The organism is Nitrospira sp. (assembly GCA_029194535.1).
In the GTDB taxonomy this organism is placed as follows: Bacteria; Nitrospirota; Nitrospiria; order Nitrospirales; family Nitrospiraceae; genus Nitrospira_C.
In genome coordinates this window covers 351194-375020 of record JARFXR010000002.1, presented here as the reverse complement: position 1 = coordinate 375020, position 23827 = coordinate 351194, and the positions used below count along the sequence as shown (strand labels likewise).

25 protein-coding genes are annotated in these 23827 nt (G+C 59.7%); 16 read left to right on the top strand and 9 right to left on the bottom strand.

Annotated features, from left to right (window positions below):
• Positions 1-30: 30 nt before the first annotated feature.
• A complete protein-coding gene (gene coaE, locus P0111_13225) occupies positions 31-645 on the bottom strand; it encodes a dephospho-CoA kinase (protein ID MDF0644985.1) in 615 nt (204 codons plus the stop codon).
• Between the two features lie 72 nt (positions 646-717).
• On the opposite strand from coaE, the gene P0111_13220 reads away from it, so the two are divergent.
• From P0111_13220 to P0111_13200, 5 genes are all read left to right on the top strand, one after another.
• Positions 718-1737 (top strand): pectinesterase family protein, encoded by a 1020-nt coding sequence (locus P0111_13220; protein MDF0644984.1) that lies wholly within the window; start codon positions 718-720, stop codon positions 1735-1737.
• A 481-nt stretch (positions 1738-2218) separates the two neighbouring features.
• Positions 2219-2767, top strand: coding sequence for a heme-binding protein (locus P0111_13215; protein ID MDF0644983.1), 549 nt, complete (start codon positions 2219-2221; stop codon positions 2765-2767).
• A complete protein-coding gene (locus P0111_13210) occupies positions 2764-3219 on the top strand; it encodes a hypothetical protein (protein MDF0644982.1) in 456 nt (151 codons plus the stop codon). Before P0111_13215 ends, P0111_13210 begins: the two co-directional genes overlap by 4 nt.
• 336 nt (positions 3220-3555) lie before the next feature.
• Positions 3556-4185, top strand: coding sequence for a methyl-accepting chemotaxis protein (locus tag P0111_13205; protein MDF0644981.1), 630 nt, complete (start codon positions 3556-3558; stop codon positions 4183-4185).
• 16 nt (positions 4186-4201) lie between these two features.
• On the top strand, positions 4202-4765 hold the full coding sequence (locus tag P0111_13200; GenBank protein MDF0644980.1) for a prepilin-type N-terminal cleavage/methylation domain-containing protein: 564 nt from the start codon (positions 4202-4204) through the stop codon (positions 4763-4765).
• Between the two features lie 2 nt (positions 4766-4767).
• Here the strand turns inward: P0111_13200 and P0111_13195 are convergent, their stop codons facing one another.
• Positions 4768-5823, bottom strand: a complete 1056-nt coding sequence (locus tag P0111_13195) for a dipeptide epimerase (GenBank protein ID MDF0644979.1) — start codon at positions 5821-5823, stop codon at positions 4768-4770.
• Between the two features lie 199 nt (positions 5824-6022).
• Here P0111_13195 and P0111_13190 point away from each other — a divergent pair, with 199 nt between their 5' ends.
• The 3 genes from P0111_13190 to P0111_13180 are packed head-to-tail and all read left to right on the top strand — an operon-like array spanning position 6023 to position 9390.
• Positions 6023-8809: a YdbH domain-containing protein gene (locus P0111_13190; protein MDF0644978.1), complete on the top strand. Its 2787-nt coding sequence runs from the start codon at positions 6023-6025 to the stop codon at positions 8807-8809.
• Positions 8810-8820: 11 nt separating this feature from the next.
• Positions 8821-9039: a YnbE family lipoprotein gene (locus tag P0111_13185; protein MDF0644977.1), complete on the top strand. Its 219-nt coding sequence runs from the start codon at positions 8821-8823 to the stop codon at positions 9037-9039.
• 36 nt (positions 9040-9075) lie between these two features.
• A complete protein-coding gene (locus P0111_13180) occupies positions 9076-9390 on the top strand; it encodes a YdbL family protein (protein MDF0644976.1) in 315 nt (104 codons plus the stop codon).
• Positions 9391-9427: 37 nt separating this feature from the next.
• Here the strand turns inward: P0111_13180 and P0111_13175 are convergent, their stop codons facing one another.
• Entirely contained in the window at positions 9428-10072 is a 645-nt protein-coding gene (locus P0111_13175) for a sulfite oxidase-like oxidoreductase (GenBank protein MDF0644975.1), read from the bottom strand.
• A 157-nt stretch (positions 10073-10229) separates the two neighbouring features.
• Here P0111_13175 and P0111_13170 point away from each other — a divergent pair, with 157 nt between their 5' ends.
• From P0111_13170 to P0111_13160, 3 genes are all read left to right on the top strand, one after another.
• Positions 10230-10772, top strand: coding sequence for a hypothetical protein (locus P0111_13170; GenBank protein ID MDF0644974.1), 543 nt, complete (start codon positions 10230-10232; stop codon positions 10770-10772).
• A 292-nt stretch (positions 10773-11064) separates the two neighbouring features.
• Positions 11065-12621 (top strand): mercuric reductase, encoded by a 1557-nt coding sequence (locus P0111_13165; GenBank protein MDF0644973.1) that lies wholly within the window; start codon positions 11065-11067, stop codon positions 12619-12621.
• Positions 12618-13367, top strand: a complete 750-nt coding sequence (locus P0111_13160; GenBank protein ID MDF0644972.1) for a DUF3047 domain-containing protein — start codon at positions 12618-12620, stop codon at positions 13365-13367. Before P0111_13165 ends, P0111_13160 begins: the two co-directional genes overlap by 4 nt.
• Before the next feature lie 99 nt (positions 13368-13466).
• Here the strand turns inward: P0111_13160 and P0111_13155 are convergent, their stop codons facing one another.
• The gene (locus P0111_13155) at positions 13467-13859 is read right to left on the bottom strand and encodes a hypothetical protein (GenBank protein MDF0644971.1); all 393 of its coding nucleotides are present in this window, start codon (positions 13857-13859) and stop codon (positions 13467-13469) included.
• A gap of 377 nt (positions 13860-14236) precedes the next feature.
• On the opposite strand from P0111_13155, the gene P0111_13150 reads away from it, so the two are divergent.
• Positions 14237-14779 carry a hypothetical protein gene (locus tag P0111_13150; protein ID MDF0644970.1) on the top strand — a complete coding sequence of 181 codons (543 nt, stop codon included), beginning with the start codon at positions 14237-14239 and terminating at the stop codon, positions 14777-14779.
• 125 nt (positions 14780-14904) lie between these two features.
• Positions 14905-16140 (top strand): hypothetical protein, encoded by a 1236-nt coding sequence (locus P0111_13145; GenBank protein ID MDF0644969.1) that lies wholly within the window; start codon positions 14905-14907, stop codon positions 16138-16140.
• 42 nt (positions 16141-16182) lie between these two features.
• Here P0111_13145 and P0111_13140 read toward each other — a convergent pair whose 3' ends face one another.
• Entirely contained in the window at positions 16183-16788 is a 606-nt protein-coding gene (locus P0111_13140) for a hypothetical protein (protein ID MDF0644968.1), read from the bottom strand.
• A 187-nt stretch (positions 16789-16975) separates the two neighbouring features.
• Here P0111_13140 and P0111_13135 point away from each other — a divergent pair, with 187 nt between their 5' ends.
• Positions 16976-17521, top strand: coding sequence for a metal-dependent hydrolase (locus tag P0111_13135; GenBank protein MDF0644967.1), 546 nt, complete (start codon positions 16976-16978; stop codon positions 17519-17521).
• A gap of 58 nt (positions 17522-17579) precedes the next feature.
• On the opposite strand, the gene P0111_13130 is transcribed toward P0111_13135, so the two are convergent.
• Complete coding sequence (locus P0111_13130) at positions 17580-18263, bottom strand: hypothetical protein (GenBank protein ID MDF0644966.1); 684 nt, start codon at positions 18261-18263, stop codon at positions 17580-17582.
• Between the two features lie 195 nt (positions 18264-18458).
• On the opposite strand from P0111_13130, the gene P0111_13125 reads away from it, so the two are divergent.
• Positions 18459-19094 carry a DnaJ domain-containing protein gene (locus tag P0111_13125; GenBank protein ID MDF0644965.1) on the top strand — a complete coding sequence of 212 codons (636 nt, stop codon included), beginning with the start codon at positions 18459-18461 and terminating at the stop codon, positions 19092-19094.
• Positions 19095-19138: 44 nt separating this feature from the next.
• Here P0111_13125 and P0111_13120 read toward each other — a convergent pair whose 3' ends face one another.
• The 3 genes from P0111_13120 to P0111_13110 are packed head-to-tail and all read right to left on the bottom strand — an operon-like array spanning position 19139 to position 22162.
• Complete coding sequence (locus tag P0111_13120; protein ID MDF0644964.1) at positions 19139-20353, bottom strand: amidohydrolase family protein; 1215 nt, start codon at positions 20351-20353, stop codon at positions 19139-19141.
• Positions 20350-20955 (bottom strand): DUF3365 domain-containing protein, encoded by a 606-nt coding sequence (locus tag P0111_13115; GenBank protein ID MDF0644963.1) that lies wholly within the window; start codon positions 20953-20955, stop codon positions 20350-20352. Before P0111_13115 ends, P0111_13120 begins: the two co-directional genes overlap by 4 nt.
• Before the next feature lie 19 nt (positions 20956-20974).
• Entirely contained in the window at positions 20975-22162 is a 1188-nt protein-coding gene (locus P0111_13110) for an alanine--glyoxylate aminotransferase family protein (protein ID MDF0644962.1), read from the bottom strand.
• Positions 22163-22311: 149 nt separating this feature from the next.
• Between P0111_13110 and P0111_13105 the strand changes: the two genes are divergently transcribed.
• Positions 22312-23817: a CPBP family intramembrane metalloprotease gene (locus tag P0111_13105; protein ID MDF0644961.1), complete on the top strand. Its 1506-nt coding sequence runs from the start codon at positions 22312-22314 to the stop codon at positions 23815-23817.
• Positions 23818-23827: the final 10 nt, after the last annotated feature.

The following is a 23827-nucleotide window of genomic DNA, read 5'->3' as shown; positions in this document are numbered from 1 at the left end:
TGACAGAACGGGGACGAAGGTGAAGAGAGTCTAGGCCAGCCGTTGAAAGTGACGGTACAGCTTCTGAACTTCGGCCCGAAGCGCGGGGAGAGGCACTGCGCCGTTGAGCACCGCGTCGGCCCGCGCAATTTTCCGGTTCAATGGGAGCTGGCTGTCGATTCGCCGAAGCGCCTCGTTTCGCGGCAGGCCGTCCCGGGTCTTGAGCCGCACTATTTGAGTCGCGCGCGGAGCCGTTACCACCACGATCCGGTCGACCCGCCTGTCCACTCCCGCCTCGAAAAGGAGCGGCACTTCATAGACCACCACGGCATGAGGATTTTTCTTCGCGGCGCTTCGCGTCAGCCCGGCCTGCAGACGGGCGACTCGGGGATGGATGATGTGCTCGAGCTTGCGGCGCTTCCTCGGATTACGGAACACGATTTCGCCCAGCCCCTGTCTATCGACTGTGCGGTCGGGCTTGAGGATGGATCTGCCGAACTCTGCGACGATCTCTCGCCAGGCTGATTTTCCTGGCCCGACCACCTCTCGCGCTAAGACGTCGGCGCTGATCACGGTCGCTCCGCATTGCTCAAACATCCGCGCCACGGTCGATTTGCCGGTCGCGACTCCGCCGGTGAGCCCCACGAGAATCATCGCGCGGAGCATAGCACGTGGCTAGAGTCCCAACAACAAACGCCGATTGACTTCTCGATGGGCGCGCCTGTAAGACCTTATCCGATGCGCATTCTTGTCGTCCTCATCACATTCCTTGGCGTCGCCGGCGTCAGCTTTGCAGAGCCTCCTCAGGATGTCGGCCATGAAACCAGAACCATCGTCGTTGCACTCGATGGTTCCGGCGATTTCACGTCTATCCAGGAGGCCGTTGATAGCGCCAAGAAAGGGGACACCGTCTTTTTGAGGCCGGGACAATACCACCAGGACGTCACGGTTCACAGCAAGGAAAGGGTGAAGTTGATTGGAGCGGGAAGAGATCAGGTTACCTTGCTTGGGCGGGAAGATATCGTGGGAGTGCTCCATGTGGGAAAGTGGCCGTATGGAGCGACGGATGTGGAAATCAGCGATATGACGATCAATGAGCACGGTGGACATGCCGTCGGTCTGTTCAACGGGCGCGGTGTGACGCTCAAACGGCTGACGGTGAACGGGATGCTGTTCAGCCAGCAGGTTCAGGATGCACATATCGAGGATTGCATGATCGGCGGAAGCGAGACCACGGGAGTTCAGTTCGCAGATACCCAGGCGGTGCTGGCGGGGAATTTCATCCACGACAACGATCATGGAGTCAACGTTGCCGGCAAGTCCGACGTTCGTATTGAGCGAAATGTCATTACTCGGAGCCTCTACGAAGCCGTGGTCGTGAACGACAAGGCGAAGGCCGTGGTCATCAGCAACACGCTCGTAAAGAACGGGGGCGGGGCGGCATTTCTTGGGCAGTCTCAGAGCGAGGTGACTGGAAATGTAGTGGGGTTGAACCGCGTAGGCTTCCTGATCGCGCCGTCAAGTCGGGCGCACACCTCCTACAACGCGTTGTATAACTCCGATCACGACTATGTCCGAGCCGGCAATCCCGATCAGCCGGCTCCCGAATTGAAAGCGCAATCGGATATTACGGACGATCCGCACTTTGTTGACCCTGGACACGACGATTTTCGCTTAAGAGGCGACACGCCTCTGCTCAAGGTGGGCACGTTTCCCTTCCTCGGCGCACTTCCTCCGACCTCCACATCTTCTCACTAGGTCAGGAGAAACAGCCGCGTTATCAAACGGTTGTCGGCAGACTCCCTGCGCCCCCATGCCCATGTGCTATGCTAACAGTACATTGAGACGCACTGTGAGCGATCCTGGCGCGTGAATTGCTGTTCGAATTGCCGCTGTTGAAGAGAGCTAAGGATCAACACAGAAAGTCGGAGGACAGTTTGGCAAGTTACCGACAAGAACTTGAGCAACGATCCGGGGATGGAATTCCGTCGCTCGATGATATCGAGCCGGGAAAGATTGTTGGGGCCGTCATCCCCATGTCGGAGCGGGCACAAACGCAAATGCGCGACAGCATCGAGGTAATCGACTATCTTCTGAACCAAGAACGAGTTGTCTGGAGCTAGACCTTCCTTCCCTCGTGATCCGTTTCCTCGCAACTCCCCTTGACAGGCCGTTCTTGCCTTCGTAGGCTGCCACAGATTCGCCATCGGCTTATCATTCACTCCTGGAGGAGCTACCTATGCCGTCGATTGCACGATCGGTGTGTGTGCGCGGTTCGCGCAAAACAGCGCGCGTGGTACTGATGTTTGGTCTGGCGCTCTCGGGAGTTGGTCACGCGGCTGAGGAGTTGCCCAAAGAGTCGGTATTGCCGCTGATGATGGCCAGCAAAGCCGTACAGGCGGCGGTGGAGGCCTGTAAGAAGGACGGGTATAAGGTCAGCGCTTCGGTGGTGGACCGTGCTGGCGAGCTACGAGCCATGGGGCGTGCAGACGGTGCCGGACCGCACACGATAGACAGCAGCAGAAAGAAGGCCTATACGGCCGTCAGCTTGCGCCGTCCCACGAGCGAGTTGGCCGACCTGGTCGGTAAAGTCCCAGCCTTGCAGGCGTTGCGCGACATGAATGAGAACGTGCTGATCTTGGGCGGGGGATTGCCGATCGAGATCGGGGGTGAGGTTGTGGGCGGTATCGGCGTGGGAGGTGCCCCGGGTGCGCATCTCGACGACGCCTGCGCTCAGGCCGGACTGGACGCCATCGGCGCATCCCCGAAAGTTCCTGCTCCAAAGTGAGACAGCTGGCCCACGCGACCATCATACTGTGGGCCTGGAGCTATCTTGCCGCATGCAACAGCGATGTTCCCGAGGTCGCTGTGGCCGAGATGCCGTCCCTTGACCTCGTGGTCACCGTGACGCGGGTGGCCACACATCCATTCCTGGCCCGGTACAACCTCAGCATGAAGGCCACGGCGGGAGGGAGGTGTTCTGCGACCAGTGAGCTGTTTCCTGATACCGGAGGCGCGAGTCGACGCAACGTATATGCGGGAATCACGGGGTTACTGTACATGGTAGGACAATACGACGTCCGCGTGTTCAATAGGGACAGCTGTTCGGTTGAGCTGCAGGAGTTTCGTTCGCTGGAGGGTCGGTTGGATTACCTGGGCACGTTCGATCTCGATCGCGAACGCCGGTGGAGATTTTTCCCGGCCACCGCGCGTCCAGAGCAGCCGTTTGAGAGGTTGTAGCTGCGATCAGCCCGATCCGATGATGTCTGAATGAGGCCAGTCTGAACCAACCGATTGTGGGTTATCATCAGGACGAACAAGGGGACTGGGTGGCGGACCTCGCCTGTGGGCATGGACAACATGTGCGCCATCAACCGCCGATGACGAATCGCCCCTGGGTCCTGACGCGGGAGGGTCGTGAGCAGCACCTTGGAGAGGTCCTCTTCTGCAAGAAGTGTGAATCAAGCTGATATGCCTGAATCTGTTTGGTGTGTAGTGGTTCGATGCTATTCTTCTTCTGGAGAAGCGGTCGGAGAATGAGGCTGAGAAGGCGCCCGTCCGATCCAAGGAGGGAAGATGACCACACTCACTGTGGCGGATTCGCAGCCGTCCGGTAATGCTTCCAAACGGGCTCCCCGAGGAATTCAGCGGGGATACGTTTTGTGGATTGGATTGTTGCTCTTCCTTTACTCCGCCCTGTTTTTCACCCTTGCGTTTTTCGGCCCGCATCTGCAGCCTCTCGTGACACTGTACGTGGGCAGTTCTCCGGCCGACCGCCAGGAGGCGGCGCTGAAACTCCTTTCCCTCAGCGAAACGGTGTCGGTTGCGATCCCGGTTCTGTGTCTGGGGGCGGCGATCTTCAGCCTGGTGCTGACAAAACGAGTGGCCCGTCCGCTCCACGTTCTGGAGGAGAGCATCGTCCGGTGGGCGGATGGGGACCTGACGACCCGACTGCGGTTTCGGCAGGTAGATCGACTCGACGCACTTGAAACGTCGATTAACGCAGGGATGCAGGCGATCGACGCCTCGTTTGCGAACATCGCGCAAGAACAGGCACGCGCGGAAATGGCCCTGGACCACATTCGCGCGGCACTCGAGACGCAGCCGGGTTCATCGCGGAAGGCCCTGCAGGGGCTCGACGAGGTCAACGATGCCCTTGTCAAAATGACAGAGATTCTCCGGAAGTTTCGGTTCACTCGCCGGTAGGAACGGCGTGCACGTCATGGATATCGAGAAGCGATCATTAACGACCGGAGGCTTTTCGCTGACGGAGTTGATGACGGTACTGGCCATCGTGTCGGTGCTGATTGCCGTGGGTGCGGCATCGTATTCCCGGTTCATCACCAAAGCCAAGTCCGTGGAAGCGGAGATCGCACTCTCCGAAATTCACCGTCTGGAGCAGATCCATTATGCCTCGACCGGAACGTACACGGCGAATGTCGACGAATTGGGATTCAGGCCTTTTCAGCCTCTCAAGTATCATTCGTTGTTCGTTCAAGTCGCGGGCGAGTCGGGCAATGGTGCGTTCCGCGCCTTGGCCGTCCCCTTGTCCGGTTCCGGGGGGCAGACCTTTTCCGTCGTGCAGTACGCAGCGAGCAAACCTTCGTCAAGCGGCGGAGCCGGTCTGTCCGGTCAAGGAAGCGGTCCCGAGCTGGCATTCGGTGGGGAAGGCTGGAGCGACGAAGGCATCATTCGGCTGGAGACCGGCGGAGCCCAAAAGGGCGGGATTGAGAAAACCGTGTCGAACCCGAAGCCTTCCAGTGCTCCTAAGCCGGCGAGCAAGTAGATCTATCCGTGCTCGATGACGGTCGCGGTTGGGCCGAGTTGCACTGAGAGGTCCAGGCCCGGAGCGTTCCAAGGGACGAGCCGATTTTCTTCGTAGTGATACCCACCCGTAACGGGGTCGTTCACCAGAAGCAACGGCGTATCGAGATCTAGCACCTCGAATCCCTTGATCCCGAGGACCAGACTGAAGGAACAACCCATCGCCACTCTGGTTTCCACCATCCCGCCCACCATCAGGCGCAGTCCTGAGGAAAGTGTATAGGCCGCGATTTCTCGAGCCTCGATCAGTCCGGTCTTCATGATCTTGATGTTGATGAAGTCGGCGGCTTGACTGGCCACGACGCTGTGAGCGTCGGCGAGCGAGCGGACGGATTCGTCGGCCGCGACGGGGATCCCGGTGTCGCGTCGAATGGCCGCGAGTCCCTCGAGATCGTTGCGTGGAAGCGGTTGCTCCAACAAGGTCAACACACCTCCGAATTGGTTCACGCCTGCGACGAAAGCCGAACACTCGTCGCGTGAAAAGCCCTGGTTGCCGTCGGCGATAAACGCGATTCCCGCCAACCTACGATGGAGTGCCTCCAAGCGCCTGATATCTTCCTCCACATCTTTGCCGACCTTCATCTTGAAGAGGCGGAAGCCTCTGGCGTACCAACGGCGCCCCAGGTCGATAGTTTTTGCCAGATCGCAGATCGGGATGGTGATATCGCTTTCTCGTCTCCGAACGTCGGCCCTTCCCCAGAGCGTCCACATGGGGATACCCAAGGATCGGCAGTAGGCATCGACGGCGGCGGTCTCCAAGCTGCAGCGCGCGGCCGGCTGATGCGGCTGGTGGTCCTTGAGGATATCCGCAAAGTGGGCGAAGGGGGCGACTCGTTCTGTGATCACGCGCTCACCGAGTCTCTTCAATGCATTCAGACACGAGATCCTATTCTCTCCCCCGACCTCGGGAAAGGGAGCCGCTTCGCCGTAACCCTGCACCCCGTTCGATAGTGTCATGCGCACGAAGACATTCTCCGCCGACAAGCGGACTCCGGTCGCGACGACAAAAGGGTCCGCCATCGGCACATCAACAGGCCAGAATTCAATCCTGCGAATCGTGAGGCTCTCGGGCCGCATGTGATATATCTGCGTGCGCGACATGTTACCCGGATGCACCGACGAAGTCAGCCGATTGTGCGACGATCGGGTACCAGATCCGCAGGCTTGACTTCCAACCTTCACTGGTTGAGAACATCGAGCAGGAGCAGTTGAGCGAGGCATGAGGAAAGGGTTTGCGGTCGCTACGATAGGGATAGCTCTGTGCGGTCTGACGGCGGCGGTGTGGCTGCTCGTGCCGACGGCCGCATCCCTTCTGCTTGAACGGTGGCTGCATAACGCAGGATTTGAGGAAGCGACGATCCGGGTGGAATTGCCCGGATGGGGTCTGATTTCTCTCTCGAACATTCGACTGAAGCACCTCCTTCAGGATGAGGCACTGATCATCGAATCAAGGGAGACGGTAATCAGATACAGCTTGGCCGGTCTCCTGGCTGGACGGTTCGATGAGGTCGCGCTGCCGGATGTGCGCATGGGATTGACGGCTGTTCCACCTCCGATTCCGCAGGAGTCTGAGGGGGATGAAAGGCACGCGCAGGAACAGTTTTTTTCACTTTTCAATATGGTCACCGTCAGCGATCTGGTCAGGGGTATCCCTCTGCTTCCCTGGGACGATCTGCAACTCGGGCGGTTGGAAATCACTCGCGAACGTGCGACCGGGCCGTTCAGGCAGTTGAAGGTAGGCGGATCGGTCCGCCAACGGGGGGAGGGGTTACTTGCGACCATCACCGTTCAGGGAAGCGACACCCAAGCCTACGAGCTGCGCGTGTCCGATCTCGCTACCGGCATCATGTCGCTTCAATTGGCGGCGAACGACTCCTCTTCTGTCCCGATCCTCAGTTGGCGATCGGAAGCAATCGTCGGTGAGGCGCATGCGCAGCTTCGCGGAATGATCGACGTCAATGTTCAGGCGTTGGCGCCGTTCCTTGCGCTTGTGCTGCCCGCCGGATCCGAATGGCGGGAGACGACCGGTCGCATCCAGGCCAATTGGGTCGGAACCGCCTCCACTGCGGCGGCGCTAGCGTCAGTCTGGCACGATCCCGACACGCAGGTGCAAGGGACGATGCAGCTGGCCGTGAAGCTTCCAGCCCTTGCAGGTCTAGGGCGCAAACTGACAGCGGCCATGATCGGAACCTTTTCCGGAAGTCCCGGGCAACTGCGCTGGACGATCGAGCCGGGTACGATCGCGACGGCCGACATCGAATTAAAGAACATGGCTGGCCTTGCGCCATATCGAAAATTGTTGCCCCCCGACACTCAGACTTTCCGGATCGAAAGCGGGCGGGGGGTGAGCGGCGAACTGCGCGCAGCCGACTCGCCCCCGAGCATCCGAGTGCAAGGTCCTTTGATGCTGTCGATGAATTCCACACAGGATGCCGCACATGCGGAGATGTCTCTTGCCCTCGTCACGCTCCGCGGCAGCCGGCTTGAATCAGCGGAAGGCACGTTCGATCTCGTCGGAGACCTTCCGAAGCCGCTCAGCGAGAGCCTCTCCATCCAACGAGTCATGGGAAAGGTGGAAGGACGATTTTCCATGCGCGATGCTGAAATTCAAGGATCTCTCCTCCCATCGTCCTCGATTACAGCCGTCAAGTTCCGTCAAGGGGCAGTCAGGGTGGATCGTGGTTCGATTGTGCTGGCCAATACCCCGATGTTCCGATTCGTTCCGGGGACGGGAGAATGGACCGTTACCCTCGCGGCCTTCGCACTGCGAGTCCCGGTGCTTCGCTGGGCTGATGAAGAGGTGATGGTTCAGGACGCTCTGCTGAAGATGGAGGAGGCGGGAGGGGCATACCTGACCAGGTGGAGGGGGAGAGGGACGGCAGTGGTTCAGGGCATCTCCGTTGGACGACAGGCGGGTCGTAGTATCCCCGCCGACCTTACCGTTCGGCTTGCAGCCGATGAAGTCGCGGTCAAGGCCGATGTTCGGGTCGATACACCGGACCATGTCGTGACGTTGGACGCGGAGGCCGAACATATTCTTGCGACACACAGAGGATGGGCACGCGGTACGATCGGCCCCATCCGTTTTGATCATGACAAGGTCCGGTTACGACGGCTGTGGAATTCTTGGCCCTATCCGTTAGACATAGAAGGAGGCAGGGCGCAAGCGAGCGGGGAATTGACATGGGACGCGGGTCTTTCGGACGCCGTTGCCGTGAAATCCGGCACGGCGGTGATTACGCTGGAGAACCTTCGGGGCTACTATCGCGAATTTGCATTTGTGGGTCTGCACACGACCCTGGACCTTGCCGCGACGTCGCCTGAGAAAGGGGTGACGTTACGGCCTACTAAAGTTGAAATCGCCTCGTTCAGGCGAGGGATTGAGGCCACGCACATTTCCTTCACGGTACAAAGCGAATCGGATTCGCAAGGAGGACCTCTCATCCTCGAAATCCGTGACGTACGGTGGGAGGTTTTGGGAGGGACCATGACGAGTCAGGGTGTACGGGCGGATCTGTCCCATCCTCCCTATGCGTTTACCGTGCTGGCGAGAGCGGTGGATCTGGGGAAGGTCTTGAATCTGGAGCAGCAAAAGGGGTTGGAGGGAACCGGGCTCCTGGATGGAACCATTCCTGTGAGCGTGACTTCAGGCGGGATCAGCATCAAAGACGGAGCGTTTGAATCCCGCCCGCCCGGCGGGGTCATCCGCTACTCTGCATCTTCTGAAACTAGCAAGGCCTTGACGGACGCCAATGCCAGCATGGAACTCGTGCTCAAGGCACTCAACAACTTCCACTATAATGTGCTACAAGTTGAATCCCAGTACGAAGAGGACGGGCAATTGCACCTCAAGGCTCGACTCGAAGGACGAAATCCCGACTTGAAGCAGTCGCCCCCGATCCATCTCAACTTGACAGTGCAGGAAAGCGTTCCGGCTCTCTTGAAAAGCCTCAGACTCGTCCAGGATATCGAGACTTCGGTCGAAAACCGATTTGTCCTGCCATAGGGTAGGTGGCGATGACGACGTATCATCGTAAGCGACACTCAGCAGCCACCGTCGGCTGGATCCTTGCCGGCATGGCGGCTTGCCTGGCCGGCTGTACGCCGAGGGTCGAGGTGGCGGCTCCCGAGAAGCCGATTACGATCAATTTGAACGTCAAGATCGATCACGAGATCCGCGTGAAGGTCGATAAAGAATTGGATCGTGTGCTGTCGAGCGATAGCGGGCTGTTCTGAAGGTTGAAGCTGGGGGCCTCGATGCGAATGATCGGAATGATCCTCGTCGTTGCGGCGTCGTGTTTCTGGTCCGCCTCCATCGTGTTCGGAATCTCGCTGGAGGAAGCCAAGGCCAAGGGATTGGTCGGAGAGAAAGCAAACGGCTATCTGGGAATTGTAACCTCGTCAGGACAGGATGTACAGGCTCTTACCAATGACGTGAACAGGAAGCGACGCCAGGCGTATGAGGACATTGCCAGGAGGAACAAAACGCCGTTGGATGCCGTCGAGACGCTGGCCGGAGAAAAAACGATTCAGAATACCCAACCCGGGAATTATGTGGAAGGCTCCGGCGGATGGGTGAAGAAATAGCGCCGGTCGAGTACATGACTCGAAGCACGTGTTGATTTCAGGCGTACCGATCGTTGATCCAGGGTAGTGCGGTATTGGAATAGCCGCGGACCTCCCAGAATCCCTTTTCGTCCTTGTCCGAAAACGTAATCTCTTTGACCCACTTCGCTCCTTTCCACGCATACCGTTTCGGAACGATCACCCGCACAGGGCCGCCGTGCTCACGAGTCAGAGGGACTCCATTCCACTTCCAGGCGAGAAGTACGTCATGATCGTCACAGGCTTCCAGGGGGAGATTGGTGGTGTAGTCGTCGTAGGACTTGAACAGGACGAACTTGGCCAGTGGCAATGGTGCGACCGCCGACAGGATGTGTTTGAAACTGACCCCTTCCCACTCGTTGTCATAACGGCTCCAACTGGTCACACAGTGGAAATCGGAGACGTCCCTGAACTGAGGCTGCGCCAGAAACTGTTCCCATGTCCAGGTCACAGGGGAGGTCACGAACCCTCCAAGCGACAACGTCCATTCGCTGTGAAGAATTTCCGGCTTGAAACCGAGATCGAGAACGGGGAAGGTTTCGACGACATGCTGGCCAGGAGGCAGACGTTCGTCACCTTCAAAAAAGACCTCCCGTTCCTCTCCACCACGGCGGGCTTTTGCCCACTGCTCTTTCTTCTGGGTCAATCGACTCGGGTCGCTCATGTCCAATCCTCCCCTTGCACAGGGTAAGGGAACAAGCCCGCATCTGACAAGTGTCTCGGAATCAGGATCGCGGCGAACCAATCTCCTAACTGCTTGGCCCACAATGGTGTTGGCTCGGCCTGCTACACTTGTAAGGATTCACTCCATACGAGGGGTCATGTTCCGACGTGCTCAACAATCGATCGATGTGTGCTTGTCCGCCGCCATACTGATCGCGACGCTTGTCAGTCCCGGCTGGGCGGGAGTGAGGGAGGCCAAGGAACGGATCTCCGCGGAGGGAACAGCGAAAGGGTCATTGGAGAAACAGGCAATGCAAGGCGCTCCCGTCGGTATCGGAGCGATCCGGCCGGCTGTCGGGAATAAGCAAGCGCAGGTCGTTCAACGACCCAAGCACTTCGCGGAGACCTCCCAGGCGCGCCGCAGCAAGACTCATCGGCGTACACACGTGAATAGGATGCCGCACGCCAAGGTTACGATCCAACCGTCTCGGCGGGAGTTGGCGTTTCATGGTCTACTAGAAACCCCGCAGCGATACGACCCTCGTTTGAATCACCGTGCAGCAAGGATGCCGGCTATTCAGACACCGGAGCTCGCACAGGACCAGTTTGTTGAGCTCGACCGTAATCAGGACGGCCATGTCGATCCGGTCGAACGGACACTCGGCCGATTGGACATGGAGCATGATCTCCAGCCTCGCTAGGTCGTGAACTCAAAGCCGGAGACGGCTCCCCCTTCGCTCCCAGACGATGATCTCCCTTCACCGCTCGAGCCGGTGGACCCATCGTACCTCCATTGCCGCCTGGTTGAACCAATGAGGGCTTACCGGAACCGACGTTGACAGTTGGAACCGGAATTCCCATGATACGTCTTCAATGATGGTTTCGTCCCTCAAGACTTTCCATACGGGCGCATCTCAGTCCATGATCCTTCCCATAACACCACAATTCCCTGCTCCGTCATCATGTTGAGAAGGCAGAGGGGAAGGAAGAATTATGATTCACGGTGAACCGGGCTCGATTGCACCCATGGATGAACACAATCGGGTCCTGCTGGATCATGTCCATCCCTCAAATTGGGTGAACCCGGAGTCCAGCGCCCGGTATAACATCGTGGTACTGGGTGCAGGAACCGCGGGCCTCATTACCGCCGTAGTCGCAGCCGGTATCGGGGCCAAGGTCGCATTGATAGAGCAGCATCTGATGGGGGGAGATTGCTTGAACGTCGGATGCGTGCCGTCGAAAGCCATCATTCGGGCGGCTCGTGCATGGTCGGACTTGCGCAACGCGGCTGAGTTCGGACTTCGCATCCCATCCGGTGTCACGTACGACTTTGCAGCCGTGATGGCGCGCATGCGCAGACTTCGGGCTCGCATCAGCCGCCATGATTCCGTCGGTCGGTATGCAGGATTAGGAGTCGACGTGTATATCGGCCGCGGACAGTTTACAGCTTCCGGGACCATTCGGGTGGAGGGGCCCGCCGGTGGACGAACACTGAGGTTTGCGAGGGCGGCGATCTGTACCGGAGCACGACCGACAGTCCCGCCGATTCCCGGCCTGAAGGAGGCGGGATTCCTCACCAATGAGACGGTCTTCTCGCTCACCGAGCTGCCGCAGCGGCTTGCGGTGATCGGTGCCGGTCCCATCGGGTGCGAGTTGGCGCAGTCGTTCGCACGGTTCGGGAGCCGCGTACATGTCTTCGAGACACAGCATGGGGTGCTTCAGCGAGAGGATCGCGATGCCGCGGAGATCTTGCAGGGCCGGATGGAACGCGACGGTGTGAGCGTCCTCTGTTGCGCGAAGGATCTCCACGTGAGCATGAGTGAGGATGGGACGCACGTAACTCTGACGTCGCACGGCGAACGACATCATGTGACCGTTGATCGGATCCTCCTCGGTACCGGCAGAACGGCCAATGTGGAGGCTCTCGGCCTTGAGGCAGTGGGAGTGGATCTCGACGACGCCGGCGTGAAGGTGAATGCGCGGCTGCAAACGACCAATCACACAATCTACGCGGCAGGCGACGTCTGTTCCCGATACAAGTTCACCCATGCCGCCGATGCCATGGCGCAAGTCGTCGTTCAGAACGCCCTCTTTCCTCATCCGTTCGGACTAGCCTATGCGAGCATCGATTCCTTCACCATACCCTGGTGCACCTATACGCAACCGGAGGTGGCTCATATAGGGCTCTATGAACACGATGCCGAGGCGTTGGGCATCGAGGTTGAAACGTATACCTATCGCTTGGATGAAGTGGATCGTGCCGTCCTTGATGGTGAGGAGGAAGGCTTTGCCAGGATTCATGTTCGCAAAGGGAGCGACAAGATTCTCGGCGCGACGATCGTCGGGGGCCATGCCGGTGATATGATCAGCGAGTTCTCGGTACTGATGAAGGTCGGGGCGGGGGCCAAGACAATCGCGGCCGCCATTCATCCCTATCCGACGCAAGCTGAGGCCAATAAGAAGGCAGCAAATCTTTGGCGGAAAGCCCGGTTTACGGAAAGACAGAAGAACATCTTGAAAAAGTGGTTCGTCTGGACACGAAAAGGATGAAAAAGGGATTGATCACACCGGTCTGCGTTTGCGCCTGTTCCCTGCTCTTCGGGCCCGCCGATACTCCGGCGGATTCACCCTCCACGCTCCGAGTGGGAGAGTTCTCCTCAGCGCGAATTGGACAAGGTTTCCCGGAAGGCTGGAGGCCGCTCACGTTCGAGAAGATTCTCCGCCACACGGTCTACGAAGTGGTGGGCGACGGCGAGAAAGTCGTCGTGAAGGCTGTCAGCGAGGCGGCGGCTTCGGGTTTGGTCAAACAGGTCACGATCGATCCGAAAGAGTTTCCGATGGTGAGGTGGAGTTGGAAAGTCGAGAATCTGCTGAAAAAGAGCGATGTTGCGCGCAAGCAAGGCGATGATTATCCGGCCAGACTCTACATCACTTTTGCCTATGACCCCGACAAGATCGGCTTTTCAAGAAGACTCAAATACATGGCTGCGAAAGCCATTTTCGGGGATGTTCCCATCGCGGCGTTGAACTATATCTGGGAAACCAGAACTCCCATTGAGAGCATCGTTTCGAACGCCTATACCGATTTTGCTCAAATGATTGTAGTCGAAAGCGGACAGGAGAAAGTTGGGCAGTGGGCTGAGGAGGAGCGAAATATCTATGAAGATTACAAGAGGGCTTTCGGCGGAGAGCCCTCTCTGATCAACGGGGTAGCGATCATGACCGACACAGACAATACCAGGGAACGGGCCGTGGCCTTCTACGGCGACATTGAATTTCGACGCTACGGACGATGAGTCGTCGAGACTGAAGGAAAACGAAGAGGCCGACCTGGCAAGGATCGGCCTCTTCCGGATACGGGTAGGTCCGCGCGGGTACACGGACCCTTCGGGAAGTTATTGAATGGAGTTGGCGAACCCACCCCGGGTAATTTCTGCCCGAACAGTATCCCCGATTTTCTTTTGCTTGATCTGCTTGGTCCCCTGCCCGACGTAGAGCTTGACCTGGTTGCCTTCATAGTCCTCGACCGTATAGGCATTACCCTCGATCTGCCTAACGGTCCCGCCGATGGTCTTCCAGGCTGGACCGGGCTTTTCATCGTGTCGTCCGGGCTTGGGCGCCTCCTGCGTTTGTGGGACCGCTCCCATGGACGAGGCGGCTGCCGCGGCAGACGAGTAGGATTGCGATTTCTTGGAATTCTTGGCTGAGGCCGTTCCTGCGGCAAGGAGGACGATGGCCGTTGTTGCCGCCAACATGGAGAGCAGAATCGTCTTGTCTGTCTTGATCATGGAAACCTCCTTAAGACAATGATTATTCAGCACAAAGACACAGCGCCAGCAAGGCACGTGCCCAGGCCTGCTCTCTTCTTCGACATTGGAAATACAGAGAGTTCTGATGAGATGTCGAAGCTGAAGTCATTGGACAGGTCGTCCTCAGAGAAAAAACGGCAAGAAACTGTGCAAATATGACCGTCTGGACCGAACGGCATGGGGTGCGGCACGCACAGACCGGTGCTTGTGAGGCAGTGCCTGACTGGTTTCGATCCGGAGTCGAAACCAGGTATGTTCTCCCGAACTCGTGAACGCGATGGGAGCGGGAACGGGTGCTCCGGAATCAGTCTGCGAAGCGGCGGTTCGATCGGATCTTTTGAGAAGGAGGGCGAATTATGCGACCTGCGGCGTGGGTGCTGGTCGGTGTGGGTATGTTGGGAACCGGTCCCGTGGCCGCGCAACTTCTGCCCCCTGCCTCGGACGATGTGAAGATTCAGGTGACCCAGCAGGAGATGGATGAGGATGCTGCTGGGCGGAACCCGACCAGCCATGCCGAAGCCATGGCCCGGCAGTTTGACGTGGAGAAGGACGTTGTCGAGCAATTGCGGCAGGCCAAGGTGGGGTGGGGAGAAATCGGCATTCGACTCGCATTCGCACAGGAACTGACCAAGCGGGATGCCAAGGGTTTCCCATCGGTGGGAGTCGCACTTTCAAAAGTGAGCGATCGACGCGGCAACAGGATCAGATGGGGAACCATGGCGAACGAGTTCGGCATCGACCTCGGACATGTCGTCACCCAGGCACAGCACGTTCGACAGCAGATGCGGGCCGAGGCCAAGCAAGAAGCAACGGCTGGAGTGGTCAAGCCGGGAGGACCGCCGCCGGATCGGACGAGCAAAGGGGACGGTGCACCGAAACTGGGGGGCGTCTCCAAGTAAGATCAGATACTGTCCTGGAGACCAATGTGAGACCCCGTCGTCCGGTCCGTTGTGAATCCCATCCTGCCGGTCTGCTCCGGAAGCTTTCGCACGAGCACCGTTCCTTGCTCCGTGGTCTTGGAAGGATGGCAGACGAACAGCGCGTGGCGCTGTATCTGGTGGGCGGAGTGGTCCGAGATCTGCTGTTACATCGCCATAACCTGGATTTCGATCTGACCGTAGAAGGTGACGGGCTCGCGTTCGCCCGCCTCGTCTGTCGACGGTATCGCGCCACAGCGACGTTCTTTGAGAAATTCGCGACCGCCCGATTACGATTGTCGAACGGGTTGAAGCTCGACGTCGCCTCCACCCGCCGGGAATCCTATGTTCATGCAGCTGCGCTGCCGTCGATTGAGCCGGCGGCCCTGCGGGATGACCTGTATCGCCGGGATTTTACGATCAACGCCATGGCGATTGGATTGAATGCCGGTACGTTCGGGCGGTTAGAGGATCCGTTCGGAGGTGTCCAGGATCTCAGAGCCAAGCGGATCCGGGTTCTCCACGAGGGAAGTTTTCAAGATGACCCGACCCGCATTTTCCGCGCCATCCGGTTTGCAGAACGGTTCGGCTTCGCCATTGAACCCGGAAGCAGGCGTCAACTCGCTGCGGCAGCCGCTATGGATCTCGTGAAGCGTCTATCCGGCCCTCGCCTTCGGAACGAAATATTTCTCCTGCTCGGCGAGCGACGGTCCAGCCAGGTGGTGGAACGGTTGGTCAGCCTGAAACTCTTGAGATTTCTTCATCCCAGGCTGCGGTACAGTAAAACGAGTAGGCAGGTGCTGGAGTCCGTCTCTGCTGCGCTGATGTGGTGGGGAGCACAAGGAGGTCAGCAATCCGTGGACGTGCCGACGCTCCGCCTGATGGCGCTGCTTTCACAGTCGGGTCCGTCGGTGATTCGACTGGTTGCACAACGTCTGCAGCTCTCCTCGGCGCAGGCTTTGGCGTTGTCCTACGCAGGTGCTCTCACCTCGCAGGTGCTGAAGGACCTGTCGGGTGACCGGATCCTGCCGTCCCAGGTGTACCGCCGTCTGACGGGGCTGCCGGACGAGGCGCTCGTGTTGCTTGTCGCCAAGGCACGAGCGTCGGTAGACCGTCAGACAGCAGGCCGGGTGAGACAGCGTCTCCTCCGCTATCTTCGAAGCGATCGTCATGTTGAAACGACCGTCCGTGGAAGCGACCTCAAGAAGCTGGGACTCAAGCCCGGTCCCCGATTTAAGATCATCCTGGATCGTCTGTTGAATGCGCGGATCGACGGGACGGTAAGGTCGGTGGCCGAGGAGCAGCGGTTGGTCACCCGTCTGGTCTTGCAATCCGCGGGATGAACGATGGCCGGAACGGTCGGCTCGAAGTACCGGCCGCCGCGTCTAGAGCGTCAACAGCCGCTTGTCGCTTTCCATCTTGCCGAATAAGTCGCGAAATGCGGCATGAAGGGCTCGTTCCATCGCTGCCTTGTCCTTCTTGTCACCCGGCATCTTTCCGAATCCGGAATACCGCATCAAGGATCGGCCGGTTCGAGGATCGCTGAGAGTGGCATCCGTCACGGCAAGATAGACGTGACTGAAATCGGAAGCCACGCTGGGGTCGATATACATGTTGATGCGGAGCGTCAGATCCAAATCCGCCGTCCCTTCGTGCATGACGCTCCGAAAGGTTTTTCTCGTCGTCAGATACTTGACGGTCGTGCGTTCCCAATCGGTCGGATCGTTGGTGGACAGCAACGGCCCGGTCGCGCGGCTCACCCGGCTCTGCAGTTGCGGGTCCGCATCCATGCTCGCCCCCGGTTCGACTTCAAAGGTTCCGACTTCGCTGACCTTTACCTTGGCCGAATAGGGGAGGGTGGAACTTGCGGGGACGACGGGAGTCGGATCGAATGGGGCACGGTGACACCCCGCCGACAGGACGAGCGCCAGCGCTGAGAGACCCAGCGCAGTCCATGCGATGGAGACAGAAACCTTCAATCTGGATGTCATTGGCCGCTCCCTCCGGTAAGTCCCGGTCGCAAGTCAAGTCCGCAGCCGGATTTTACCTTACACCTCGATGCGGCTTGCTGCAATGGGCACGGTGAGCGGAGAGCCGCCTGGTTGCTGCCGTCGGCATTCAACTCAGGCGGAGGCACAGGCTTGACTTGACTGTTCACCGGAGACCAGATTGCTTCCCATGGCATCCCCCATCACTCATGCGGTTGTGGCGGTTGCTGCGGCGGTAGGGCTCCGGATCCCGCGCATCCCTCTTCGGTACTGGGCGCTCGGGATCTTCTGCGCGGAAGCGCCGGACTTGGATGCAATCGGTTTCTGGACCGGGCTTCCCTATGGTTCGCTGTGGGGGCATCGAGGTCTGACTCATTCCATTCTGTTCGCGATGCTGCTGAGTTGGCTGCTCGTCGGACTGACCGAGCGCGGGAAGGACATCAGTCTCATTCGTCTCTGGTGTTTCTTGTTTGTCTCGACCGTCTCGCACGGGCTGCTTGACGCGATAACCGATGGTGGGTTGGGCGTGGCCTTTCTATCTCCTTTCGATCCGACCCGGTACTTCTTCCCCTTCCGACCCATTCAGGTTGCCTCCATGTCGCTTTGGGATCTCCTCGGTGCGCACGGAGTGAACGTACTGATAAGCGAATGTGTCTGGGTGTGGGTACCCTGCGCCTTGTTCATGGCAGGAGTGATGGCGACCAGAGGAAGACAGCTCGCGCGGTCAATCGGCTGACACACCCTTGAATGGGACCGTCTCCCTGCGAGGGGGAGACAAAGGGGCTCGGTGCTGCTCAGCCCATCGGAATGATGGTGGTTGAGACTTCATTCGGCAACAGCACCGTGATCATCATCCCGTCCTGGCTGTCCCGCTGAAGCAGCGCGAACAGCGGAACCGGTTGCGGTACGGTGTTGGGCGGAATCGTCAACATCGCGGGAAAGTCGATCAAAGGAGAAATGGTCGCATGAGCAGCCAGGCGGAGCCGCAATGCCATAAGCACGTCTCTCAGCCGTGCGGACTGTTCTTCCTGAGTCGTGATCCCGTTGGGCGCGATCCCGGTATTCCACAGGGTGCGCGTCAGGTTGACCGCGAAGGAAAATCCCAATTGCTTGGCAGCGGGCGTCACATCGATGAGAGTACCTGCTTCGAGAGCCTGTGCAAAGGGAATTCCTTCGGGCAAGACAGCAGACTCGAGTTCCTGTGCCGGTTCCCCCTGTTGGGAAGACTCCGGCTGGGGAGATGCTGCTTCGGGGTCGGCTGTGCGCTGCGCGGCGCTGTCGACCGCTGCTGATAGGTAATGGCCTGTGGGGCGGTCGGTCTCGCCCTCGGACATCGGAGGCAACGCCTTCACGATGCCGTCATAGACGGTGCGGGCTTTTGCGGACCAGATGGGGTTGAACGGGCGGCCCGTAAATGCCGCCTCCGCCGCCTTCTTCTCGTCATGGGTCAGGAATTCGCCAGTCGTTTGCGTGTCCATAGTGAGGAGAAATAAGCACGTGACGCATGAAGTCAAGGGTCGGATTGCCAGGCGGCTCCGGGATGGACCGCCGAATGTTCCGTTTGTGGACGGCTGCCGACGCCTCAGCGTACAAGGCTTCGCGTTCGACCAGAGGAGCCGGATGTGATCAGGCTGCTGGAAGAGATTTTCCCCATCCTGCTATAGTCGAAGGCGATGCGCGTCGACTATTACCGAATTCTGGGCGTCAGCCGCGAGGCTTCCAATGAGACGATCAAGAAGGCCTACCGGAAACTCGTCTTCGAACATCATCCAGACCGGAATCCCGACAGCAAAGAGGCAGAAGCCAAGATCCGTGAGATTAATTCAGCCTATGAAATCGTCGGCGACCCCGAAAAGCGGCGGAGCTACGATCGGCTGCACTGGGGCGACGAGCTCAGGGACGATGTCGTCGACACGGCCGTCATTCTCGACGAGATGGAAAAAAAGCTCTACGACGAGGGACGAAAGGAACTCTTTGCGGTCCTCATGAAGAATGTCCGCCGAATCAAGGACGAGCTCGCGGTGATCCGGGAACAGACGGTGGCCGATCAAGGATACGATTCGTTCAAGGAAACGATCGTCCACGCGCGCGCGGCCGAAATCATGGAGGAATTCATCACCGACGATATGGCGGGTCGCGCGGAGCGCCTGGTCGAGGTGGCCACGCAGATGATGGTCTCGCAAGGGGTGGTCGGGAAACACGATGAGCCGGGCGTTCGCGCACTCCGCAAAGGGCTCGGCGCGATGATCCGCAGAGGGCGCATCCACGGCTACGCCTCGGCGCTGGAATTATTCTATGAACGACGCTAAAAATAGTGGCGAGTGTTGGGTTTTGAGTGCCGGGACTTCAGAACTCACTCTTGTGCAAGAGCGCCTGAAACGAATTGTCCTCCCTTCATCACGCCGACAATCCGATCCGGCTCGCAGAGCACCCCGATCCGCTTGAGCGGGTTGCCGTCAACCAGCAGGAGATCGGCCTGCCGGCCTCTCTGAATCGCTCCCACCGAATCCTGAATGCCGATCAAGCGCGCGGCGGCGGAGGTCGTCGCGACAATCGCCTCCATCGGGCTCATGCCGAGCGACACCATGCGCTCCAGCTCCTGCGCGTTGTCTCCATGAAAATTGAACGGCGTGCCGGCATCCGTGCCCATGGCAATGAGAAGACCGTGGCGAAGGGCGGTTCTGAAGCTCCGCTGATGCCGCTTCGTCATCGCTCTGGCCTTGTCCAACACACTGTCCGGAATCCCGCAGCCGCGGCGGCAGGCCGCGGTAGTCGCCAGGGCGGAGAGGGTCGGGACGGCGAAGACGCCGTGCTCTTGCATGAGGCCGACGGTCTCTTCGTCGAGCAGCGTGGCATGCTCGATCGAATGGACGCCGGCCCGGATGGCGTTCCTCATGCCTGAGGCGCCGTGGGCGTGGGCCGCCACCTTCTTGCCGGCTTCCCTGGCAACCGTCACGGCGGCCATGAGCTCTCGTTCAGTCATTTGCGCGAGATCCGGCGAGGTGCCGGGGGTCAGGACTCCGCCTGAGGCGATGACCTTGATAACTCCGGCCCCGGCGGCGAGCTGTTCGCGCGCGACGGCGCGCACCTGATCCTCTCCCTCGACTTCTCTGCCGATGAAGCGAGCATGGCCTCCGATCATGCAGATCGCGAGCCCCGACCCGACGATTCGAGGACCTGGAAGAATTCCCGCATCGATGGCCCGTTGCAGGGCAAAGATCGAATGGTCCCGGGATCCCACATCCCGGACCGTTGTGATGCCTGCCTCGATGGTCTGCCTGGCGCGGCGTGCCGCTTTCAGCAGCGTGAGCGAGGGGCTATCCTGTTCGACGGCTGCCACGACATCCGCTTCGCTTCCAAGGCATAAGTGGACGTGACAGTCGATCAAGCCCGGCAGCACCGTCAGCCCGCGGCCGTCGATGATGCGGGCTCCCCGAGGAACGGACAGGTCCCGATGGCCACCCACGGCGGCGATACGGTCACCCCGAACGACGACCGTCGCCTTGTCCGATAGACGCCCGGTTCCCTCGATCACTCTGGCGGAGCGAATAGCAAGGATCCCGGTCATGGTGCGTCGATCGGAAGGGTGATGATGATGCCGCCCATTACATCGCCGACCTTGAAGTCGCGACGGGGGCTGTTGGGGTGTTGATTGTGGCACGTGACGCAGGACTGATTGACCGCGTAGTCCGGATAGATGGATTGGTAGAACCGTCCACCCTCCAGCTTGACGAACCCCTGGAACGGTTTCTCAGGATCTTTTGCCACGGCGTCGAGCCCTCTCCGCTCGAAGTCGGTATTGGCCCCGTTCCAGGCGTAGATCGGCGTCAGGCTGGCGAGTCGGAACGAAAACTTGAGATCCTTCTGGGCGACCAGCCGGCCGGTCTCAAGCAGAAACTGTGCGGGCAACGGGACGCCTCGTTCATCCTTCCAATGCTCAATCGCCTCCGCGATACCGGCGGCGTGGAGCTTGTTGACCACATTTTCCGTATAGTTCTTCCGGTTCGCTTCGATCAGCGCATGAATGTAGGAGGAGGCCTTATCCGGCGGGACCAGGTCGAATTTCATATGATTCGCCAGCGTCAGGGCGAAAATCCAATAGGCGGTGACAGCGACGAACGCAAAGGCTCCGCCGCCGAGCACCCACAACAAGGGCTTGTTGTCCGACATGGATAATGGCCCTCCCAGGTTAAGGATTTCCGCGGCTGTAGATCCGGGACGCCGCTCCGACCGCCAGGCCGGGCGTCGTGAACCAGCCGCCTTCGATGAACAATTCTTCCAAGGCATTCAGCAGGCGCAGGACATGGGCTTCGGTCGAGGACTCTCCCATGAGCCCGATGCGCCATATCTTGCCCTTGAGAGGGCCGAGCCCTCCGCCGATTTCGATGCCGTAGCGGGTCAACAGGTGGGCACGTGCCTCCGCTTCGGGGATGATGTTCGGCACGGTGACGCAAGCGAGCATCGGAAGCCGCTGGCCGGCTTGAGCTAGAGGGGTCAAGCCCAACTCGAAGAGTCCGGTCGTCAACGCGTCGCTGTTCAAGTGATGCCGCGCAAAGCGGGCAGCAAGCCCTTCTTCCTCGACGAGGCGCAGGGCCTCCCGTAGCGCGTACAGCATCGAGACCGGTGCGGTGTGATGATAGGTTCTGGTTCCTTCGGTCCAATATCCGGCCACGAGCTTCATGTCGAGGTACCAGCTCTGACAAGGGGTGCGGCGGCGTGTGATGGCGGTCAAGGCGCGTTCGCTCATGGTGAACGGCGCCAAGCCGGGAGGACAACTCAGGCATTTCTGCGTGGCGCTGTAGCAGATGTCGATTCCGACGGCATCGACATCCACTGGAATCCCTCCCAGCGATGTCACGGCGTCCACGATCAGCAAGGCATCATGTTGCCGAGCCAGCTGCGCGATGGTCTCGAGGGGCTGTCGGACCCCGGTCGAGGTCTCCGCATGCACCAGGGCGATGGCTTTGACCGGTCCGGACCGGCGAAGCGCCTGCTCCACGGCCTGCGGATCGATCGCGCTGCCCCAGGGGGCTTCGATTCGAATTGTCTTCCCTCCGCAACGTTCCGCGACCTCGGCCAACCTCGTGCCGAACACCCCGTTGACGCCCACCAAGACCGTCTCGCCCGGCTCCACGGCATTGACGATGGCAGCCTCCATGCCGGCCGATCCTGTTCCCGATATGGCGATGGTGAAGCGGTTGTCGGTGTGGAACGTGCTCCGTAGCAACGATTGAACGTCGTTCATCAAGGTCAGGAAGGCCGGATCAAGGTGGCCGATCAAGGGGGTGGACATGGCGCGGAGGACACGGGGATGGACCTGACTCGGTCCGGGGCCGAGCAGCAGCCGCCTGGGCGGTATGAATTCACGAGTATCCATCCGACTCTCCGACGATGGGATATTGACGAGCGGCAGTATAGCGAAGTTTCGAAGTCCGAGGCCATGGGAAACGTGCAGGGTCGAAGTGATCCCGTAACTATTCCGAGGGGTTTCTGGCTGAAAAATGCCCATGGTATAGTCGAACCGCGATGGACACCCCGTCGAACATTCCGGCTTCGTCTCCGCTGCGCGACACGCCTTCCTGGTGGTGCGCCATCGATGCTCCCGCTCCCGTGGGGGAGTATCCCCATCGATTTTCTCCCGTGATCAGCGTGCTGGCGGCGGTCTTCTTGGTATTGGCCTTGACCTCGGTCCTGTGGCTGTCCCTCTCGATTCCAAAACTCGAGCGGATGGACGCGCCGGAAACTGCGCTTGCTCGGATGGTGAGTCGGACGATGGATGCGCAGGAGGGGCTCCGCCGCGCGCCGGCCTGGAAACAGCTCGTGCTGGCCTGGATCACCGGAGATAGCGAGTCCGAGAGGCTGCAGGCCATCGCCTGGTATCGCGAGTTGGCGCAGGTCTCGGAGGCTCCGGTGGTGCCGCTCCAACTCGCCGTCCTGCAGGCTGAGTCGGCACAAGTGTCGCAGGCGCTGCTCTCGGCACACGAATGGGACCGTCTGGGCGATCCGTTCCCACGGTTGGCCGGATTGATCCGCGCCGCATACGCCGAGGGAACGACGCCCGATCGGGAGACGCTCGAGCGGTTTCAGGCCGAGGCGGCTGAGTGGCTTCCGGCCGGCTGGTTTTATGATCGCCTGGCCGAACGGCTGGCGAGGCATGCGGGCAATCACGCGCTCGTCGCCTCGATTCAGGCCACGAGCATCGCTCGAGCCGACCGCATGTTCCTTCTTTCCTGGAAGCTTACGCTCGTCGAGCTGCTGGCGATGCTCGTCGGCACGGTCGTGCTGATCCGCCTGTGGCTGGCCCGCAAGGCGGGATCAGCCCCGATCAGGCTCCATTCGATCGGCGTCCCTCCGCCATGGCCGGGGGGAGTCGGAACTGCAGTACTTCTCCGGGGCGGGGCTCTTGGAGCGTTGCTCACGGCGGCGTTTCTCTTCTACATGCCGCCTGAGAATGCGACGCTTCGGGCGTTGGCCATCCCGATGTCCAATGTTCCGCTCCTGCTGCTGGCCTATTACCATTTATTCCGTCCGTCGGGGCTGAGCTTCGATGAGGGCTTCGGTCTCGATGTCCCTTGGAGCCGGATCGGGCGTCTCACCGCCGCGGTGGCCGCGGTGGTGGCGGCAGGACTCTGGGGCGAATGGGTGATGGATCGTCTGGCGGAGCGCTGGCAATGGACGAGTCATTGGACCGAGTGGTTCGACGCAGACCTGGTGTGGGGATCACCGGCCCAAACCTTCATCAGCTTGATTGAATATGTGGTGTTTGCCCCGATCTTCGAGGAACTGGCGTTCAGAGGATTGCTGTTTGCAATCCTGCGCCGGAAGTTCCGCTTCCTTCCTGCTGCGCTCATCAGTGCAGGAATTTTCGGCATCGCCCATGGCTATGGGGCGCTGGGGCTCGTCAGCGTCTGCTGGAGCGGCGTGCTCTGGGCCTGGATCTATGAAAGAACTGGAAGCCTGCTGCCGGGGATTCTGGCGCATGCCATCAATAATCTGCTGGTGTGTCTAGCCGTCATGGCCCTACTTCGCTAGCGGACGGTGA

What these genes read in the sequence shown, in the direction of transcription:
- P0111_13120 (MDF0644964.1), bottom strand. Translation starts at nt 20,353, where the DNA reads ATGACCGGGATCCTTGCTATTCGCTCCGCCAGAGTGATCGAGGGAACC.
- P0111_13205 (MDF0644981.1), top strand. Translation starts at nt 3,556, where the DNA reads ATGACCACACTCACTGTGGCGGATTCGCAGCCGTCCGGTAATGCTTCC.
- P0111_13145 (MDF0644969.1), top strand. Translation starts at nt 14,905, where the DNA reads ATGGCAGACGAACAGCGCGTGGCGCTGTATCTGGTGGGCGGAGTGGTC.
- P0111_13115 (MDF0644963.1), bottom strand. Translation starts at nt 20,955, where the DNA reads ATGTCGGACAACAAGCCCTTGTTGTGGGTGCTCGGCGGCGGAGCCTTT.
- P0111_13195 (MDF0644979.1), bottom strand. Translation starts at nt 5,823, where the DNA reads ATGGCGGACCCTTTTGTCGTCGCGACCGGAGTCCGCTTGTCGGCGGAG.
- P0111_13185 (MDF0644977.1), top strand. Translation starts at nt 8,821, where the DNA reads ATGACGACGTATCATCGTAAGCGACACTCAGCAGCCACCGTCGGCTGG.
- P0111_13150 (MDF0644970.1), top strand. Translation starts at nt 14,237, where the DNA reads ATGCGACCTGCGGCGTGGGTGCTGGTCGGTGTGGGTATGTTGGGAACC.
- P0111_13190 (MDF0644978.1), top strand. Translation starts at nt 6,023, where the DNA reads ATGAGGAAAGGGTTTGCGGTCGCTACGATAGGGATAGCTCTGTGCGGT.
- P0111_13220 (MDF0644984.1), top strand. Translation starts at nt 718, where the DNA reads ATGCGCATTCTTGTCGTCCTCATCACATTCCTTGGCGTCGCCGGCGTC.
- P0111_13200 (MDF0644980.1), top strand. Translation starts at nt 4,202, where the DNA reads ATGGATATCGAGAAGCGATCATTAACGACCGGAGGCTTTTCGCTGACG.
- P0111_13170 (MDF0644974.1), top strand. Translation starts at nt 10,230, where the DNA reads ATGTTCCGACGTGCTCAACAATCGATCGATGTGTGCTTGTCCGCCGCC.
- P0111_13165 (MDF0644973.1), top strand. Translation starts at nt 11,065, where the DNA reads ATGATTCACGGTGAACCGGGCTCGATTGCACCCATGGATGAACACAAT.
- coaE (MDF0644985.1), bottom strand. Translation starts at nt 645, where the DNA reads ATGCTCCGCGCGATGATTCTCGTGGGGCTCACCGGCGGAGTCGCGACC.
- P0111_13105 (MDF0644961.1), top strand. Translation starts at nt 22,312, where the DNA reads ATGGACACCCCGTCGAACATTCCGGCTTCGTCTCCGCTGCGCGACACG.
- P0111_13215 (MDF0644983.1), top strand. Translation starts at nt 2,219, where the DNA reads ATGCCGTCGATTGCACGATCGGTGTGTGTGCGCGGTTCGCGCAAAACA.
- P0111_13160 (MDF0644972.1), top strand. Translation starts at nt 12,618, where the DNA reads ATGAAAAAGGGATTGATCACACCGGTCTGCGTTTGCGCCTGTTCCCTG.
- P0111_13140 (MDF0644968.1), bottom strand. Translation starts at nt 16,788, where the DNA reads ATGACATCCAGATTGAAGGTTTCTGTCTCCATCGCATGGACTGCGCTG.
- P0111_13135 (MDF0644967.1), top strand. Translation starts at nt 16,976, where the DNA reads ATGGCATCCCCCATCACTCATGCGGTTGTGGCGGTTGCTGCGGCGGTA.
- P0111_13155 (MDF0644971.1), bottom strand. Translation starts at nt 13,859, where the DNA reads ATGATCAAGACAGACAAGACGATTCTGCTCTCCATGTTGGCGGCAACA.
- P0111_13125 (MDF0644965.1), top strand. Translation starts at nt 18,459, where the DNA reads ATGCGCGTCGACTATTACCGAATTCTGGGCGTCAGCCGCGAGGCTTCC.
- P0111_13130 (MDF0644966.1), bottom strand. Translation starts at nt 18,263, where the DNA reads ATGGACACGCAAACGACTGGCGAATTCCTGACCCATGACGAGAAGAAG.
- P0111_13175 (MDF0644975.1), bottom strand. Translation starts at nt 10,072, where the DNA reads ATGAGCGACCCGAGTCGATTGACCCAGAAGAAAGAGCAGTGGGCAAAA.
- P0111_13180 (MDF0644976.1), top strand. Translation starts at nt 9,076, where the DNA reads ATGATCCTCGTCGTTGCGGCGTCGTGTTTCTGGTCCGCCTCCATCGTG.
- P0111_13110 (MDF0644962.1), bottom strand. Translation starts at nt 22,162, where the DNA reads ATGGATACTCGTGAATTCATACCGCCCAGGCGGCTGCTGCTCGGCCCC.